Below are 14,924 nucleotides of genomic sequence, written 5' to 3' on the forward strand. Positions count from 1 at the left end.
CGACTCAAGGAGCAATGCTCATAATGAATATGTACATCGATATCGTCGGCGCCTGCAATCTGAGCTGCCCGTCATGCCCAATGGGTAATTCCGAAAATCTGAATTTCAAAAAAGCTATGCAACTGGACATGTTCAGGCAGATTGTCGAGAAGGCCCGGTCGGAGGGCGTGCGGACGATCTTTCTCTATAACTGGACCGAGCCTTTGGTTCATCCGAAAATCGGCGAGTTTATCGAGATTATCAACGCCGCCGGCATGGCGAGCGGGATCAGCACCAATCTCAACCTGGCCAAGAACATGGAAAAGGCCTTGCTGGCCGAGCCGAGCTACTTCCGCATATCGCTGTCGGGTTTCTATCAGGAAACCTACAAAAAGGGCCATGTGGGCGGGGATATCGAAGTCGTCAAACAGAACATGATTGCCCTGCATGAGATCAAGCAACGCCTGGGCTTGAGTACCCGTGTCGATGTCTACTATCACCGCTACCTGGACAACATCGACGAAGAAGCACTGATGCGCGAGTTCAGCGAGGGTCTCGGGTTCGTGTTTACCACTGGCTATTCGGTGATGATGCCTTTGGAAAAGACGCTGGCAATCGTCGAGCGCGACCCCTCTGTCACGGCTACCGATTACGAAACCCTGAAACGCCTTGCATTGCCGCCGTACGATGACCTGGTGAACGTCATGCAGCAATATCCCAAGCAGGCGTGCCAGCTCAAGGATAACTGGCTGGTGATCGACTGCAATGGCAATACCGTACTGTGCTGCACGATCTTCAATCAGTCCGAGTATCAGGTCGGCAAGTATCTCGACATGCCGTTGGCCGAACTGACGCAGCGTAAATCGACCCAGCAAAATTGCGTGGACATGTGCAACCGCTGCGCGAAAAAAGGCTTGCACATTTATTCGACGTTTCCCAACCAGGGCGCACTCGAACAACACGCCGTCAATCGCATCATTGATTTCGAACGCCTCGAAAACCTCGGGTTTCCTGTCGACAGCGAACGGCTGGGGCGTGCCGGCGAAGTCAGTGCGGAAAACTTCGACGAGGCGCAATACCTGCGCCTGAACGACGATGTCCGGGTTGCGGTTTCCAATGGGGCTTTCAGTAGCGGTTACCAGCATTACGTGCTGTGTGGCCGACTAGAGGGGCGAGCAGGCGCGGGGATGTTCTCGTTCGTTTGAGGCGCGGCTGATCATCCCGTCACATGCACGATTGACTCTTCACCGGTTCCGGCCAACTATCGGCGCACAACAACATGACCGATGGATTGCAACTTGACCGAACGACGCCAATTCAGCGGAGGCATGAAGGGCAAAAACCTCCGCTACCTGAATGAGCAAAGCGATAGCGCGCAGCTGACGCGCACCGGTTTTCTGCTGCTTGAACACTTTTCACTGCCGGCCTTCACGCAAACACTGGACGCCGTGGTGACTACGAATCTGTTGCGCCCGGGGCTGTTTTCCTCGCGTACGTTCGGGCTGGGCGAGGGCGAGGTCATCAGCGACTTGGGGCTGGTGATCCGCCCCGATGCACGCCTTGACGCAGCTGCGCTCGACGATCTGGATCTGCTGGTGGTCTGTGGCGGTTATCGCACCGAGCTGCGGGCTAGCGATGGGTTCGTGCATTTACTCAAACTGGCGGCGGAGCGGGGCGTCAGTCTCGCGGGGTTGTGGAACGGTTCATGGTTCCTCGGCCGTGCCGGGCTGCTCGACGGCTATCGCTGCGCGATCCACCCGGAGCATCGCCCGGCGCTGACCGAAATCGCCAAGGCTACTCACGTCAGCAGCGAACCTTATGTGATCGACCGCGACCGCCTCACCGCATCGAGCCCGTCGGGGGCTTTCCACATGGCGCTGGACTGGATCAAAAGCCTGCACGGCAAGGCGCTGGTCGAGGGTGTCGAGGACATACTGGCTTTCGAAGAATCACGCTATCGGCGGATCAAACCGGACGAAAATCTCTGCGTCAGCGCGCCGTTGCGTGAGGTGGTCAAGCTGATGGACGCCAACCTGGAAGAACCGCTGGAGCTCGAGCAACTGGCGGTGTACGCCGGACGTTCCCGCCGGCAACTGGAGCGCCTGTTCAAGGAACAACTGGGCACCACGCCGCAGCGCTACTACCTGGAACTGCGCATCACCGAAGCCCGCCGCCTGCTGCAACACACCGAGCTGTCGCAAGTGGAAGTGCTGGTGGCCTGCGGGTTTGTTTCGCCGAGTCATTTCAGCAAGTGTTACAGCGCCTATTTCGGGTATCGGCCTTCCAAGGAGAAGCGCTTGGTCAAATAGCACCAACGCTTTTACTTTTCCCAGTTCACCTCGGTATCTCAAATCGGCGTACCTCGCCCAAACACCCCAACCCTCTCCCCTTGGAGAGGGAGCCGATTTGGGTTTGCAGTTTGTGTTCGACTCGGTATTTCTTGTCGGCGCAGCTCCCGCATTCACCACGGTCAGTTCCCTCTCCCTCTGGGAGAGGGCTAGGGTGAGGGTGGCTCTTAAACGTCACCGAGCACCAACGTTTAAATCACACCAACTGTTACGCCATAGCGGCTACAACTCCTTGCGCCGTTGCCTACGTGTACGCCAGAATCCGCCGGCTTACGAGTCACGAGGCGGGCTGTATCGTTTCCCCTGTCACTGCAAAACAGTGATCGGGTTTGGTAGCCCGTTTCTCGACAAACGTTTGGCATCGCCAGCACCAGTCTCTTTCCGGGACTCGGTTTTATATGGTGGCCATATGTGGGGCTCCTTCGGGAGCGCCGGGTTTTCTCTGTCTTGACCGGTCTACCAACCCACGTGTGGCCGCCACCCTTCGTTTGGTAGCGAAAGTGACGGCTCTTTCATTTCCTCAAGACAAAGAGTCCTTTATGTTCAAAGTTACGCCGAACCCGCCAGACACCGATCCAATCCCCTACGACGCCGCGCTCGAACCTCAAAACATCAAAGACGCTGCTGATCGCGCCATCAACTTCTACCTCAGTCCCGGGGCGCACAAGCTTTCGATACCCGCGCGCAACACCGGCAAGATTTACCTGATCGACCCCACTGTGGACAACGAAACGCTGCTCGTCGAGGCTACGGAAACCCTGTCCTCGGCCAGCGACATGGCCCGTGAGCTCGCCGACTCGATTGACAGTTCCCAGCGCAGGAAAATGCTCATCCTGCGACAGGTGATCATGCTCAGCGAGCTGACGGTAAACCGCGTGCTGGATAATCAGCGCTTGCCGAACCCGTCGCAGTGACGATCATCTGTCAACGAGCCTCAAGGGGCTCCTGTCTGGAGTTGCAGCTGATGTCCAAGCCACCTGAAGCACCGCTCATTGACCCGGCGTCGCCGTACGCATCCCCCAACTCACGAAAGCTCCACGAAGCGGCGGAGCGTGCGCTTGACCATTACCTGTTGCCCGCCGCGATCATGGCCACGCCCTATACGCCCAGCCCGCTGTTCATGGTCAACCCGCAATCGGACGCCGAGACGTTGCTGACCAATGCCAGCGGTTCCCTGGCGTCCGCCACGGTCATGCTGGGCAATTTTGCGGGGGTATTGGAGGGTTCGAACCGTCAGACCTTGCTCGGCATTGCGCAAGTGGTGATGTTGGGTGAGCTGGCGGTGAACAAGGCCTTGGATCTGGTTGTGCCAACCGAGTAATCGCGCACGTTAATCGGGCTTGAGGGTGTCTGAGCGGGCGCCTTCGCGAGCAGGCTCACTCCTACATTTGAAATGCGTTCCCCTGTAGGAGTGAGCCTGCTCGCGATAACGCCAGTTCAGGCAAAGAATCTGCAATCTTTCAAGCCCACCTCTAACAATCAAGCAGTCAGCCGTTGCGGCTGACTGCTTTTGTGTTCCTACAGATGATCGGCATCGATGACAGCCTGCGCAAACGCCTTCGGATCTTCCTGCGGCAAGTTGTGCCCGATGCCGCCACTGATCAAGCGGAACTGGTATTTACCGGTGAAGCGCTTGGCGTAATCCTCCGGTGCCGGGTGCGGTGCGCCGTTGGCGTCGCCTTCTAGGGTGATGGTCGGCACGCTGATCGACGGCGCGGTGGCGAGCTTCTGTTCCAGCGCCGCGTATTGCGCTTCACCCTGCACCAGGCCCAGGCGCCAGCGGTAATTGAACACGGTGATCTCGACATGATCCGGGTTCTGCAAGGCCTTGGCGCTGCGATCAAAAGTCGCGTCGTCGAACTTCCATTGCGGTGAGGCGGTTTGCCAGATCAATTTGGCGAAGTCATGGGTGTTCTTCGCGTAGCCGGCGCGACCGCGCTCGGTGGCAAAGTAAAACTGATACCACCACTGCAGTTCGGCTTTCGGCGGCAGCGGGTTTTGCCCGGCGGCCTGGTTGCCGATCAGGTAGCCGCTGACCGCGACCAGCGCCTTGACGCGTTCCGGCCACAGCGCCGCGACGATGTCCGCTGAGCGCGCGCCCCAGTCGTAACCGCCGAGCACGGCTTGCTTGATCTTCAGTGCATCCATGAAATCGATGACGTCACTGGCCAGCGCCGCCGGCTGGCCGTTGCGCAGGGTGTCTTTGGACAGGAACTGCGTATCGCCATAACCGCGTGCATAGGGCATCAGCACCCGGTAACCCTTGGCGGCCAGCAGCGGCGCGACTTCGTCGTAGCTGTGAATGTCGTAGGGCCAGCCGTGCAACAGGATCACCACCGGGCCGTTGGCCGGGCCGGTTTCCGCATAGGCGACATCGAGCACGCCGGCCTTCACGTGTTTCAGCGGGCCGAAGGGCGAGGGCGCGGAATAGCTGACCGCAGCCGGTTCGGCGGTTTGTGCCTGAACGCTGGCAACGGTGCCGAGCAACGACAGCGCCAGGATCGACAAGCCGAATGCGGTTTTACCGAGGTGCAGTGCCTTTTTCATGGGAACGTCTCCTGTGCAGGGTTGGGTCAAGGAGCTGAGTGAATCCTTGATACCGTGGGTGCATTTGAACGGATGGACGTATCTGGGCTGTGTCGGAACGGGGCCTTGTTGCAAGGCGATGTATCGTCGTTGGGCACGTATACAGTGTGATACACAGAGGCTCAACGTGCCCGGCGCCGGGGTGTTTACCGATGAAAAAATTAAGTCGCTGTTTTAAAACAAAAAATATTTCACGCCGGGCTTCCCAAAGCCAAACAATGTTGGTAAATTGCGCCCCGTTCTCACAGCGAACCCAACGGGCCGCTGGAAAGAGCAGTAGGGGCGTCGCCAAGCGGTAAGGCAGCAGGTTTTGATCCTGCCATGCGTTGGTTCGAATCCAGCCGCCCCTGCCATATTCGAAAAAACGCCAACTTCGCAAGAAGTTGGCGTTTTTTTATGCCTGCGATTTGGCAAGCGCAGCAAAGGCGGGCCTGCGCGGCACCGAGGCACCGCGCAGGCGAGGCACTCAGTGCGGTGCGCGCGGGATGGTCTTCATCAGGTCTTCGGGGCTGATGTGGCCGACCACGCTGCCCGGTTGCGGCAGGTTGAGGATGTGGCCCTTCATCTTGCCGATGATGTGCATCTCGCACGGTTTGCAATCGAACTTCAGCGTCAGCACTTCATCGCCGTGGATCAACTGCATCGGCGCGACTTTGGTGCGCACGCCGGTCACGCCTTTGGCCTGTTTCGGACACAGGTTGAAGGAGAAGCGCAGGCAGTGTTTGGTGATCATCACCGGCACTTCGCCCGGCTCTTCATGGGCTTCGTACGCCGCGTCGATCAGCTTGACGCCGTGACGGTGGTAGAAGTCGCGCGCCTTCTGGTTGTAGACGTTGGCGAGGAAGGTCAGGTGCGAATCCGGATACACCGGCGGCGGGCTGGTTTCGGCCTTGCGGCTGCCACGCGGATGCGCAGCGACGCGGGCGGCGGTCAGGGCTTCGATCACTTCCCGGCGCAGCGCTTTGAGCTGCGAGTTGGGGATGAAAAACGCCTGCGGCGCATCGAGCTTGATGTCGGTGGCATGGTACTGCGTGGTACCGAGCTGGCCGAGCAGATCGCGCAACTGTTCCAGGGCTTGCTCAGGCTTGTTGGCCACGCCGAACGGACCGGGCAGGGTGACGCTGGCGCTGATGCCTTCTTCGCTGGTGGCGGTGATTTCCAGCTGCTCTTCACGCAGACGCGCCAGCCAGCTCAGGGCCACGCGACGTTCCGAAGAGGTCTTTTGCAGCGCCTGTTGCCAGTTGTGGTCAAGGTTGCGGTTCAGCGGGTGGTTCGGGCGCAGCTTGAACAGGCCTTCGGGCATTTCGTTCGGCTCGACGCGATAACGGTAGCGCTTCTCGCCGTCTTCCTCGAACTCGCCCTTGGCCTCGGCGATGTTGGCGCGGAAACCGACCACCTCGCGTTTGACCAGCACGTTGAGGCCGTCACCGTTGGACAGCGGCTCCTGAGTGACCACCTGCATGTCACGCTTGCCGACTTTCTCGACCGTACCGACCGGCAGACCGGTGAAGGTCGGCGAGTCGAAGGCGCCGATGTCGATCTTGCGATCGGTGACGAAATAATCGGTGCTGCCACGGTGGAAAGTTTTTTCCGGATCGGGCAGGAAGAAGTGCGCGGTGCGGCCGCTGGAAGCGCGGGCGAGGTCCGGGCGATCTTCCAGCACGTCGTCGAGGCGCTGGCGGTAATAGGCAGTGATGTTCTTCACATAGCCCATGTCCTTGTAGCGGCCTTCGATCTTGAACGAACGCACGCCGGCTTCGACCAGCGCGCGGATGTTGGCGCTCTGGTTGTTGTCCTTCATCGACAGCAGGTGTTTTTCGTAGGCGATCACGCCACCCTTTTCATCTTTCAGGGTGTACGGCAGACGGCAGGCCTGCGAGCAGTCGCCACGGTTGGCGCTGCGCCCGGTCTGCGCGTGGGAAATGTTGCACTGGCCGGAGAAGGCCACGCACAACGCGCCGTGGATAAAGAACTCGACGGCCGCGTCGGTTTCGTCGGCGATGGCGCGGATTTCCTGCAGGTTCAGCTCGCGCGCCAGTACCAGCTGCGAGAAACCGGCCTGATCGAGGAACTTCGCCCGCTCCAGGGTGCGGATATCGGTCTGCGTCGAGGCGTGCAGTTCGATCGGCGGAATGTCCAGCTCCATTACGCCCAGGTCCTGAACGATCAGCGCGTCGACACCAGCGTCGTACAACTGATGGATCAGCTTGCGCGCCGGCTCCAGTTCGTTGTCGTGCAGGATGGTGTTGATGGTGGTGAAAATGCGCGCATGGTAGCGCCGGGCAAATTCCACCAGCTCGGCGATTTCGCTGACTTCGTTGCAGGCGTTGTGGCGCGCGCCGAAGCTCGGGCCGCCGATGTACACGGCGTCAGCGCCGTGCAGGATCGCCTCACGGGCGATGGCCACGTCGCGGGCAGGGCTGAGCAATTCCAGATGATGCTTGGGCAAGGACATAGTTTTTTTAGTCAGGCTGTCACGGTTAGGCGCGCATTCTACCCGCGAAACGCGCGGCCGGCACGCCCGCGCTGCCCGATGGCACAGATCTCAAGGATCACCCAAACCCCTGTAGGAGTGAGCCTGCTCGCGAAAGCGCCGGTCCAGCTACCACCTATGTTGAATGCCAGACCGCTATCGCCAGCAGGCTGGCTCCCACAAGGGGCCTGATGTCAGCGCGGAATCGGCGAACGCTACGCAGGAATTGCGATCGTTCCCACGCGCAGCAAAGGAATGCCTCGACGGACGCTCCGCGTTCGGCTTTGAAAGGGACGCGGAGCGTCCCGGGCTGCATTCCCACGCAGAGCGTGGGAACGATCAGAAAACCGAGCCCAACGCAAAACCATTGTGGGAGCGAGCCTGCTCGCGAAAGCGGTGGTTCAGCCAGCATCGATGTTGAATACAAGGCCGCTATCGCCAGCAGGCAGGCTCCCACGGGGTTAACGGGTGTTGCAGAAGTCAGGTCAGGCCTTGGCCGCCATCGCCGTGACTTCCACGCGCATCCCCTCGACCGCCAACGCCGCCACGCCCACCGCCGCGCGCACCGGCCATGGCTTGGCGAAGAAGCGCTGGTACACCTCGTTGAATGCGGCGCGATCGGCCATGTCGGTGAGGTAAATGGTCAGGTGCATGACCCGGTCCATCGAACTGCCTGCACGTTCCAGCGCGACTTTCAGCGCTTGCAGGGTGCATTCGCTCTGCGTGGTGATATCGCCCAGCTCCAGGCTGCCGTCGGCGCGCGTCGGGATCTGGGTGGAAACCATGATCCCGCCGAAGGTTGCCACGTCGGAAGAAATCGAGTCGGCGTCCGGATCGGGGGTGAAGGTGATGTCTTGGTTGGCCATGGGAATCCCTTGTCTGAGCGAGTGAAGATCGCGGCAGTTTACAGCTTCCTCGTCAACATGGCCTGCCTGCAAGGTCGACACAGTGACGAGGCAGTTTGTATGAGCGTGTATCTGATCACCCGCGGTACACAGCTGAACAACAAACTCAGGGTTCACGACACATCCGCCTTACATGTAACCCGCACAGTAGCCCTCACCACATCACTGATTGAAGGGGCTACATATGAAACGTTCACTGTTACTCGCCAGCGCCATTTTTGCTTCGATGATCGGCATCGCCCACGCGGCAGACGCCCCGGCCAAGAGCTGGCAGCAAGGCTTGAGCCGCACCGATCTGGTCAAGCAGGATCTCGGTGCTGCCGACCGCGAAGTGGTTCAGGCACGCGTTGATTTCGAACCGGGCGTGACCTCGCCGCGCCATGCACATCCCGGCGTTGAAGTCGCTTACGTGATCAGCGGCACATTCGAATATCAACTGGAGGGCAGGGCGCCCGTGACGCTGAAGGCGGGGGATTCACTGTTCATTCCGGAAGGTGTGGCGCATGTGGCGAAAAACGTCGGCAGCGACAAGGCCTCGGAGCTGGCAACCTACATCCTCAAAAAAGGCGAGCCGGTGCTGATCCTCAAGCCGTAAGCCGATGCCTCAATGCAGAGTCGCCGCCCGGCGACTTTCGCCGATGCGAATGCGATCGAGCGCACGGTTCAACGCATCGAGCGCATCAAGCAGGGCTTTGGCTTCGGCGACACGGTCCTCGCCCCAGAGGCGCTCGGCCAGCCGGTTGAGGGCCTGGATCGAGCGCTCGATGTCGGCGGCGCTGGCCGGCTCTTCAGGGGTTGGTGGATTTTTCGGCATTCAGGTCATCCTGCAAAAAATGGATCAATCGCGTCGCGCTACTGCCGCGACGCCAACTGATCAGCCGCGCTTGGGCAGTTTCCAGTTCGGCCGAATGAAGTGGCAGGTGTAGCCATTCGGAATCCGCTCCAGATAATCCTGATGCTCAGGTTCCGCTTCCCAGAAGGGGCCGGCCGATTCGATTTCAGTCACCACTCGGCCTGGCCACAATCCTGAGGCGTCGACATCGGCAGCAGTGTCTTCAGCGACGGCGCGTTGCTCGTCGTTGAGGTAATAGATCGCCGAACGATAGCTCGGGCCAAGGTCGTTGCCCTGACGGTTGGGTGTGCTCGGGTCGTGGATCTGAAAGAAGAATTCGAGTATCTGGCGGTAGCTGATCACGGCAGGATCGAAGGTAATTTCGATGGCTTCGGCGTGATTGCCGTGATTGCGATAGGTCGCGTTCGGCACGTCGCCGCCGCTGTAACCGACGCGGGTGTTCAGCACGCCCGGGTAACGTCGCAGCAGGTCCTGCATGCCCCAGAAGCAGCCGCCGGCAAGAATCGCAGTTTCGGTTTGATCGGTCATGGCGCGGGTTCCTCTGACAACGTGGGGGATTGCCATGATTATGAGGGCGAGTTGGCCAATTCCAAGGTGCAGCGGTGAAGAAAGCGGCGGGGGATGGCGAGGAAGTTGTCTTGCGTTGAATAAACGGCAGGGGAGCGATGCTCCCCTGCAAATGGCGCATTAGCTGTTGCGCCCACCACCATGACTGTTTTCGCCACCTTTGCGCCCGGCTTCGGAGGCTTTTTCGCGGTCGTTGGCAAAGTTGCCACCGCTGTTCTGGCCGCCTTTACTGCCGGCCTCGGACGCGCGCTGCGGGTCGTTCTTGAAGTTGCCGCCGCTGTTCTGGCCGCCCTTGCTACCGGCCTCGGCTGCCCGCTCCGGATCATTCTTGAAGTTGCCTCCACTGTTTTGGCCGCCTTTGCTGCCAATTTCCTGGTAGAACTCTTTATCATGCGAAGCCGATGTTGCTTCCCCACCTTTTTTACCTGCTTCGTTGACGGACATGCTGCCTTGTTTATCTTGAGCCATTTCAAAACACCTCTTGCATATATAAGCATCGATACGAATTCAGGCTGCGCTTAGTTACGCTCTGAAGTTGTTCGGACAAATGCCGTGGATACTGCCTGATGTTGTTTGTTGCAATGCTCGTTACTTGCCGGTTGGCTTGGGTTCGACTATCAATCAGTTGGAACGATCATCAGCGGTATATAACTGCCTTCACGCCGGTGACCGTTCCAGCTGTTTGATTTCGAAGGGCAGCGAGGCTGCCCCTTATGCCGCCGGTCAAGACGACTTGCGGCCGCCACCGTGGCTGTTCTGGCCGCCTTTACGGCCTGCTTCGGAGGCTTTTTCGCGGTCATTGGCGAAGTTACCGCCGGAAGCCTGGCCGCCTTTTTTACCCGCCTCGGATGCTTTCTCACGATCGTTGGCGAAGTTGCCCGGGTTTTTATTACCTGTAGTCATGATAGCTCTCCAATATCAATTAAGGTTTTCTTAAGTTGCCCATGTGTTGCAACGGACACTTACTCGGATAACGCGCTGAGGAAATTCGTTTGAAGATTTTTTTCGGTGCCCGATGAACGGTAGTGCTCTCGATGAAACTTATACAGGGTGCTGTTTCAGATGCCGCTTCGTATAAGTTTGTTGATATTAAGATGATTGTTTACCAGTCGTTGAAAGCTTCGCTTCGTTTCGTTTGAATACCTTTCGTCAGTGTGGCGAATACATGGGTAGCGAGCGCAAAGTTCGGTTGATAGGGTGCAAGGGCGGCATACGGAACTGACAACCGAGATTTCATCGCGAGGACAGTGTCATGACCAGCAAGCATCAAAGCGGGCATTCATTCGCCGACGATCCGCAGAAAATCAAGGAAGCCGGTAAGAAGGGCGACACTGCGGTCGACGTCAAACTCGACCGAGCGGAAAAGGCGCGAACGGGCGGACAACACAGCCATGGTGGAACCCGCACCGGCAAGGGCGATTGATGCGAAGTGTTAAAGGTCGATCAACTGCGCGAGGTTTCCTCTAGCAGATGATCGACCACTTGCGACAGCGCCGAACGCGGACCGGGCTGTTGCTGCAGGGCCTTGTTGAATACCGCCAGTTGCCGGTCGGCGCTGGTGCCGTCATTGATGATCCTGTTGGCGCGTTTGAACAAGGTCGGCATCCGCAAATTGTCGGCGGTTTCGGCGAAGCGCTCTTCAGCCAGCGCTAGCCACTGGCTGATTGAGCAAGGGCTGTCCTGGCCGGTGACAATGAACTTCCCATCAAGCCCCCAGCGCTTGGCGCGCCAGCGATTTTCCTCAAGTATCCAGCGTGCTGACGCGTCATAGGCCGAGCCCGGTTGCGACTGCCGGCACGCATGCGCGACCAGTACGCGAAAGAACGCGGCGAGGGTCAGCGCGTCTTCCACGCGCGGGCAAGCATCGGTCATGCGCAGTTCCAGCGTCGGGTAGCGCACTGCCGGGCGAATGCCCCACCAGCATTGGCTGGGCTGGCTGATCACGCCGGCGGCGGTCAGGAAACCAACGTGCTCGTCATAAGCCTGTTGATCGGCAAACAGTGGCGGCACGCCCATGCGTGGCCATTCGTCGCACGCGGTCTGGCGATAACTTTTGTAGCCGCTGTTGGCCCCGTCCCACAGCGGCGACGAGCAACTCAGGGCCAGTAACAGCGGCGTCCAAGGCAACACTTCGTTCATCACCCTGACACGGTCCAGATGCTCAGGCACTTCTACATGCACATGCAGGCCCGACAGCACGCTGCGCCGGGCGACGTGGCCGTAGGTATCGAACAGATCGTGAAAATGCGGTTCATCGGTGGGGGTCTGTTCGCGCCAATCGGCCAGCGGATGGCTGCCGGCGCTGAGCAGGCCGAGGCCGAAAGGTTCGAGGGTTTTGCTTAGGGTCTGACGTGCGCCGGTCAGATAATCGCTGGCTTCGACGAAGTCAGTGAATACCGGTGAAGCGATTTCGAACTGGCCCTGGAACATCTCGGTGGCGAACGAGGCACCGATGGCTTTCTTGCAGGCCTCGCGGGCTTCGGGCGAAGGGGCGCCGGCCATTCGGCGGGTGTGCAGGTCGGTGACGAAATATTCTTCTTCGATTCCAAAGCGCGGTTCGGTCATGACTGGGCTCGCTGGGTATTACAGAGTCAGTGGTAGTCGTGGCCGGCGATGGCCTGCACGTAGGCCTGGTCGGCTTCGCGGCGCAGTTCTTGCCATTCTTGCCAGGTGATGATGCCGAGGCGGTCCATTTCGTCGCATTGGCGCAGGAGTTCTTCGTGGTAGCGATCGGGGCAGTCCATGCGCAGGGTGCGGTCTTGCAGTGTTCGATGCCAGGTATCGAGGGCTTGCAGGCGGGTTTGTTGTTCGGCTGTCAGCAGGTTTTTATAGGCGTTCATGGGGGGCTGGCTCGCGGGTGGTTTTCTTTGTGAGCGCTTTGGGTTCGTGGTGGTTCAAGGGAAGTGACGGGGCGGGTGCCTTGGCGGCCTCTGGGCCGACCAGGCTTTGGTTGTTTTGGGTGTATATCCGTTTTTTTGGGTGTGGCGGCTGGCGGTTCCGCTCTTACAGCGGGTCACTTTTGCAGACGCCCAAAAGTAACCAAAACGCTGGGCCCCTGCGTTCGGCCCTCGCAGGCTCGGGTTCCTTCGCTCCGGGACCGATCCGGGCGCAGCGGCTACGGTTTGCTGCGCTGCACCTACGTCCGCTGTGTCTGGCTGCGCCAGACGGTCGCTACGCTCCCACGCCCGGATCGATCCCTCCACTCAGCCTGCCGATGGGGCCGGTTAGGCAAGATCAAGGGCACTCGAGCTAACGCTCATTGTAAGGAGTGGTTAGAAGCGTGGCGTTTGGCTTGTGTTTTGTGGTGTGGCTGCCCCTCACCCCAGCCCTCTCCCGAGGGAGAGGGAGCCGATTTTGGTTGGCTTCGAAGTTTGTGTTCGACGCGTTATTTCAGGTTGGCCAGCTCGCGCATTCACCACAGTTGTTCCCTCTCCCTCCGGGAGAGGGCTAGGGTGAGGGGCTCTTGATTTTGTTGTGTCTTTTGTTCGATTTGCACTGGTAAAACCGCTGCTTTCATTGAAGAAAATCGCGCAAACAAGCGAACCCGCGCCACCCGTTTCGCTTGTTCCATCCACATAACCATTTGTCCTGAACCCGAATATTTTTTGAAATTTTCTTCACAGCGAATGCTTCACAAAGGAGTGGGCAGTGACTTGACCGTCGAGACCGCCACACTCATTCAGACTGAGGAGATTTGTCATGTTTCTACATAACAAGCGACTTCAATACACCGTTCGTGTTGCGCAACCCAATCCCGGGCTTGCGAATCTTTTGCTGGAGCAGTTCGGGGGGGCGCAGGGGGAGTTGGCGGCGGCTACGCGCTATTTCACTCAGGCGTTGGCTGAGGATGATCCGGGGCGCAAGGATTTGCTGCTGGACATCGCGACTGAGGAGCTGAGCCATCTGGAGGTGATCGGTTCGATCATCGTCATGCTCAACAAGGGCGCCAAGGGCAAGATGGCTGAAGGCGTGGAGGAGGAGGGTGAGTTGTATCGTTCGTTGAACGGTGCGGGTAACGATTCGCACATCACCAGCCTGTTGTATGGCGGGGGGGCGCCTTTGACTAATTCGGCGGGTGTCCCATGGTCCGCGGCGTACGTTGACACCATTGGTGAGCCGACGGCGGATATGCGTTCGAACATCGCGGCCGAGGCGCGGGCGAAGATTGTTTATGAGCGGTTGATGAACGTGACGGACGATCCGGGTGTGAAAGAGGCGCTGGGCTTCTTGATGACTCGGGAGATTGCGCACCAGCTGTCGTTCGAAAAAGCCTTGCATGCGATTCAGCCGAACTTCCCGCAAGGCAAGAAACCCGGCATGCCGGAGTTCACCAACGTCTACTTCAACATGTCCCACGGCACCGAGAGCATGCGCGGGCCATGGAACCAGGGGGACGATTGGGAGTTTGTCGAAAGCCCAACACCGGCGGTGGATGGCGGCGATGGTCTGGCGACCGTCAAGCTGGACAGTGCCGACGAAGCGCTGCTGGAGAACATGAAAACCCGCACCATGTCCGATCCCAACAGCGAGCCGGTGACCGGCGCGGATCTGGGCGCCGGTACGCAGGTTCCGCCGTCGGTGTGACAGCGCGACACTGCCCGCCGAACTCCGCTCACGCGCGCTATGCAACAGCGTGGCGCGCGTGAGCGGGACCACTGTGAAACCATCAAGAAGAGGATTCAACCATGGCCACTCCACAGGAAAATCTGCTCGACTGGCTGCGCGATGCCCATGCCATGGAGCAACAGGCCGAGCAAATGCTCAAGGCGCAATCCAAGCGTCTGGAGCACTACCCGCAACTGAAAGCGCGGATCGACCAGCACATCGAAGAAACCCTCGGCCAGCAGAAACTCATCGATGAGTGCCTGCAACGACTGGGTGGCGACTCGTCGACGATCAAGGATCTGGGGGGCAAGTTGATGGCGTTCGGTCAGGCCGTGGGTGGCTCGTTGATGAGCGATGAGGTGATCAAGGGCGCGATGGCCGGCTACGTGTTCGAGAACATGGAAATCGCCAGCTATACCGTGCTGATCGCTGCCGCCGAAGCGGCTGGCGATACGCAGACGAAAAAGGCCTGTGAGTCGATTCTGCCGCAGGAGGTGGCTATGGCCGACTGGCTACTCAAGCATTTGCCGCAGCTGACCGAGGCGTTTCTCGCTCGCTCGGCTGACCCCGACAAGGAAGCCAAGAAGTAACCCCACCTTGGAACCGCT

The 14,924-nt window shown here is 59.3% G+C and carries 17 protein-coding genes and 1 tRNA gene; 9 read left to right on the forward strand and 9 right to left on the reverse strand.

Annotated elements, in window-relative coordinates; genetic code table 11:
- The first annotated feature begins 23 nt into the window (after positions 1-23).
- The 4 genes from ACGSLL_RS15935 (at position 24) to ACGSLL_RS15950 (ending at position 3,648) form a co-directional block, all read left to right on the forward strand.
- Entirely contained in the window at positions 24-1,184 is a 1,161-nt protein-coding gene (locus tag ACGSLL_RS15935; protein WP_394507038.1) for a radical SAM/SPASM domain-containing protein, read from the forward strand.
- Between the two features lie 81 nt (positions 1,185-1,265).
- Positions 1,266-2,288 (forward strand): GlxA family transcriptional regulator, encoded by a 1,023-nt coding sequence (locus ACGSLL_RS15940; RefSeq protein ID WP_394507039.1) that lies wholly within the window; start codon positions 1,266-1,268, stop codon positions 2,286-2,288.
- Between the two features lie 578 nt (positions 2,289-2,866).
- On the forward strand, positions 2,867-3,241 hold the full coding sequence (locus ACGSLL_RS15945; RefSeq protein ID WP_394507137.1) for a DUF6124 family protein: 375 nt from the start codon (positions 2,867-2,869) through the stop codon (positions 3,239-3,241).
- Positions 3,242-3,291: 50 nt separating this feature from the next.
- Positions 3,292-3,648 carry a DUF6124 family protein gene (locus ACGSLL_RS15950; RefSeq protein ID WP_394507040.1) on the forward strand — a complete coding sequence of 119 codons (357 nt, stop codon included), beginning with the start codon at positions 3,292-3,294 and terminating at the stop codon, positions 3,646-3,648.
- Positions 3,649-3,845: 197 nt separating this feature from the next.
- Here ACGSLL_RS15950 and ACGSLL_RS15955 read toward each other — a convergent pair whose 3' ends face one another.
- Entirely contained in the window at positions 3,846-4,874 is a 1,029-nt protein-coding gene (locus tag ACGSLL_RS15955; RefSeq protein ID WP_394507041.1) for an alpha/beta fold hydrolase, read from the reverse strand.
- Positions 4,875-5,191: 317 nt separating this feature from the next.
- On the opposite strand from ACGSLL_RS15955, the gene ACGSLL_RS15960 reads away from it, so the two are divergent.
- Positions 5,192-5,266, forward strand: a tRNA-Gln gene (locus ACGSLL_RS15960).
- Positions 5,267-5,379: 113 nt separating this feature from the next.
- On the opposite strand, the gene ACGSLL_RS15965 is transcribed toward ACGSLL_RS15960, so the two are convergent.
- Complete coding sequence (locus tag ACGSLL_RS15965) at positions 5,380-7,368, reverse strand: peptidase U32 family protein (protein ID WP_394507042.1); 1,989 nt, start codon at positions 7,366-7,368, stop codon at positions 5,380-5,382.
- Between the two features lie 503 nt (positions 7,369-7,871).
- Positions 7,872-8,252: a RidA family protein gene (locus ACGSLL_RS15970; protein ID WP_090283006.1), complete on the reverse strand. Its 381-nt coding sequence runs from the start codon at positions 8,250-8,252 to the stop codon at positions 7,872-7,874.
- 223 nt (positions 8,253-8,475) lie between these two features.
- On the opposite strand from ACGSLL_RS15970, the gene ACGSLL_RS15975 reads away from it, so the two are divergent.
- Positions 8,476-8,886, forward strand: coding sequence for a cupin domain-containing protein (locus ACGSLL_RS15975; protein ID WP_394507043.1), 411 nt, complete (start codon positions 8,476-8,478; stop codon positions 8,884-8,886).
- A gap of 9 nt (positions 8,887-8,895) precedes the next feature.
- Here ACGSLL_RS15975 and ACGSLL_RS15980 read toward each other — a convergent pair whose 3' ends face one another.
- The 4 genes from ACGSLL_RS15980 to ACGSLL_RS15995 form a co-directional block, all read right to left on the reverse strand.
- Complete coding sequence (locus ACGSLL_RS15980; RefSeq protein WP_394507044.1) at positions 8,896-9,105, reverse strand: hypothetical protein; 210 nt, start codon at positions 9,103-9,105, stop codon at positions 8,896-8,898.
- A 60-nt stretch (positions 9,106-9,165) separates the two neighbouring features.
- Positions 9,166-9,672 (reverse strand): peptide-methionine (S)-S-oxide reductase MsrA, encoded by a 507-nt coding sequence (msrA, locus tag ACGSLL_RS15985; RefSeq protein ID WP_394507045.1) that lies wholly within the window; start codon positions 9,670-9,672, stop codon positions 9,166-9,168.
- Positions 9,673-9,831: 159 nt separating this feature from the next.
- A complete protein-coding gene (locus tag ACGSLL_RS15990) occupies positions 9,832-10,179 on the reverse strand; it encodes a con-10 family general stress protein (RefSeq protein WP_090283013.1) in 348 nt (115 codons plus the stop codon).
- 255 nt (positions 10,180-10,434) lie between these two features.
- Complete coding sequence (locus ACGSLL_RS15995) at positions 10,435-10,614, reverse strand: con-10 family general stress protein (RefSeq protein WP_093101985.1); 180 nt, start codon at positions 10,612-10,614, stop codon at positions 10,435-10,437.
- Between the two features lie 349 nt (positions 10,615-10,963).
- Here ACGSLL_RS15995 and ACGSLL_RS16000 point away from each other — a divergent pair, with 349 nt between their 5' ends.
- Complete coding sequence (locus tag ACGSLL_RS16000) at positions 10,964-11,134, forward strand: general stress protein (RefSeq protein ID WP_157720685.1); 171 nt, start codon at positions 10,964-10,966, stop codon at positions 11,132-11,134.
- Between the two features lie 20 nt (positions 11,135-11,154).
- On the opposite strand, the gene ACGSLL_RS16005 is transcribed toward ACGSLL_RS16000, so the two are convergent.
- Both ACGSLL_RS16005 and ACGSLL_RS16010 read right to left on the reverse strand, forming a co-directional pair.
- Complete coding sequence (locus ACGSLL_RS16005) at positions 11,155-12,276, reverse strand: carboxylate-amine ligase (RefSeq protein ID WP_394507046.1); 1,122 nt, start codon at positions 12,274-12,276, stop codon at positions 11,155-11,157.
- A 26-nt stretch (positions 12,277-12,302) separates the two neighbouring features.
- On the reverse strand, positions 12,303-12,551 hold the full coding sequence (locus ACGSLL_RS16010) for a hypothetical protein (protein WP_258449020.1): 249 nt from the start codon (positions 12,549-12,551) through the stop codon (positions 12,303-12,305).
- A gap of 859 nt (positions 12,552-13,410) precedes the next feature.
- Here ACGSLL_RS16010 and ACGSLL_RS16015 point away from each other — a divergent pair.
- Together ACGSLL_RS16015 and ACGSLL_RS16020 are read left to right on the forward strand one after the other, a co-directional pair.
- Entirely contained in the window at positions 13,411-14,295 is an 885-nt protein-coding gene (locus ACGSLL_RS16015) for a manganese catalase family protein (RefSeq protein WP_394507047.1), read from the forward strand.
- 101 nt (positions 14,296-14,396) lie between these two features.
- The gene (locus ACGSLL_RS16020) at positions 14,397-14,906 is read left to right on the forward strand and encodes a ferritin-like domain-containing protein (RefSeq protein ID WP_090283019.1); all 510 of its coding nucleotides are present in this window, start codon (positions 14,397-14,399) and stop codon (positions 14,904-14,906) included.
- The last annotated feature ends 18 nt before the right edge of the window (positions 14,907-14,924 follow it).

Origin of the sequence: Pseudomonas retamae (genome assembly GCF_043496865.1) — a bacterium.
GTDB classification, from domain to species: domain Bacteria; phylum Pseudomonadota; class Gammaproteobacteria; order Pseudomonadales; family Pseudomonadaceae; genus Aquipseudomonas; species Aquipseudomonas retamae.